This window comes from Variovorax sp. P4_D9 (assembly GCF_056401695.1).
In genome coordinates this window covers 1-1,943 of the sequence record NZ_JBFUIU010001240.1, presented here as the reverse complement: position 1 = coordinate 1,943, position 1,943 = coordinate 1, and the positions used below count along the sequence as shown (strand labels likewise).

At 62.1% G+C, this 1,943-nt stretch carries 2 protein-coding genes; both read left to right on the top strand.

Annotation, left to right across the window (positions count from 1 at the left end; translation table 11 throughout):
• The coding region (locus AC1DY5_RS53475; protein WP_478122327.1) for a type I-C CRISPR-associated protein Cas8c/Csd1 at nucleotides 1-366 on the top strand (366 nt) is incomplete at its 5' end.
• Nucleotides 363-1,256 (top strand): type I-C CRISPR-associated protein Cas7/Csd2, encoded by an 894-nt coding sequence (gene cas7c, locus AC1DY5_RS53470; RefSeq protein WP_478122326.1) that lies wholly within the window; start codon nucleotides 363-365, stop codon nucleotides 1,254-1,256. The genes AC1DY5_RS53475 and cas7c, both read left to right, overlap by 4 nt.
• Nucleotides 1,257-1,943: the final 687 nt, after the last annotated feature.

Sequence of the window (1,943 nt, the reverse complement as noted above, 5' to 3'; positions counted from 1 at the left end):
GTGCTGGAGAACGTGCAGCGCAGTGCGCTCGGTGGCCAGATCAACGCGACCATCCGCGATCGCTACTACGGCGCCGCATCGGCCACGCCGGCTTCCGTGTTTCCGGTCCTCCTGCGCAACACGCAGAACCATTTGGGCCGTTTGCGCAAGGACAAGCCCGGCTTGGCAGTGACCTTGGAGCGCGACATCCGCGACATCGTGGATGGCTTGAGTGAACGCTTCCCGCGCAGCCTCCGTATTGAAGACCAGGGCCGCTTCGCCATTGGCTACTACCACCAGTCGCAGGCCCGCTTTACAAAGAACGGCGTCGCCGCCGACACCACCGATTCAGAACCCCAGGCAGCAAAACAAGGACCCGCCGAATGAGCACCATCGCCAACCGCTACGAATTCGTTTTTCTTTTTGACATCACGAACGGCAATCCCAACGGCGACCCGGATGCGGGCAACCTGCCGCGCTTGGACCCCGAAACCAACCGCGGCCTGGTGACCGATGTTTGCCTCAAGCGCAAGATTCGCAACTTCGTGAGCCTAGCCAAGGAGGACGAGCAGGGCTACGCCATCTACATGCAAGAGAAGGCCGTTCTCAACAACCAGCATGAGAAGGCATGGAAGGCGCTGGACATCCCGCCTGATGCAAAAGACCAATACAAGAARCTGCCCAAGGACGAGGCGAAGGCGCGCGAACTCACGGCGTGGATGTGCCGCAACTTCTTCGACGTGCGCACCTTCGGCGCCGTCATGACCACGGGCGTCAACGCTGGTCAGGTGCGCGGTCCGATCCAGATCGCTTTCGCGTCCTCCGTCGATCCGGTGGTTCCGATGGAAATCTCCATCACTCGCATGGCCGTGACGACGCAGAAAGAGGCCGAAGACCAGAGCGGCGACAACCGCACCATGGGGCGCAAGCACATCATTCCATATGGCTTGTACCGCGCGCACGGTTTTGTTTCGGCCAAGCTGGCAGAGCGCACGGGCTTCTCCGCCGAAGACCTCGATTTGTTTTGGCGCGCGCTCGTCAACATGTTCGAGCATGACCGCTCCGCTGCGCGTGGGGAGATGGCCGCGCGCAAGCTGATCGTCTTTGAGCACGAGAGCGCGATGGGCAACGCGCCGGCCCACGTGTTGTTCGATGCGGTTAGCGTGAGCCCAGCCGACGCCAATGCCGAGGCGCCTGCGCGCCGGTTCTCAGACTATCGGCTCCACATTGATCGCGCAGCGATTCCGCCTGGTGTGAAGGTCAACGAGTTGCTCTGACGAGTCACCGAGGGCAGGATTACGATGGCAGAACTCTCGGCCACGGACGAGCGAGATTTCATTCCGATTTCTGCGCTGCAGCACTGCATCTATTGCCCGCGTCAATGCGCGTTGATTCACGTTGAGTAGCTCTGGGCGGAGAGCCGACGACAAGGATGCGCTCCTGCAGAAGGACGGCATCATCAAGTCGCGCCCTTTGCGGGCGCGTGGGTTGAAACGTCACCTACCTGCCGTTCCTGAACAACCCGGCGAGTCGCGCCCTTTGCGGGCGCGTGGGTTGAAACGGCTACTACGGCGGGCCAGTTCAACGGCGATGTCGTGTCGCGCCCTTTGCGGGCGCGTGGGTTGAAACAGGCAGAGATCCATTTCGTTGTCGCGGCGGTCCACGTCGCGCCCTTTGCGGGCGCGGTGGGTTGAAACATCCTCATCACGCAAGGCTTGATGCTTACCGAGCGTGTCGCGCCCTTCGCGGGCGCGTGGGTTGAAACTCCACGGTCCCGCGGGAAACGAGCGTGTTGATGTCGTCGCGCCCCGTGCGGGCGTGGGTTGAAACTCGTAGAGGTTGATGGCCGCGAGGTAGAGCGTGTAGGTCGCGCCCCGTGCGGGCGCGTGGGTTGAAACTGGAAGTAGCGGTTACGCACGATCAGGCGATTGCGTCGCGCCCCTTGTGGGCCCGTGGATTGAAAC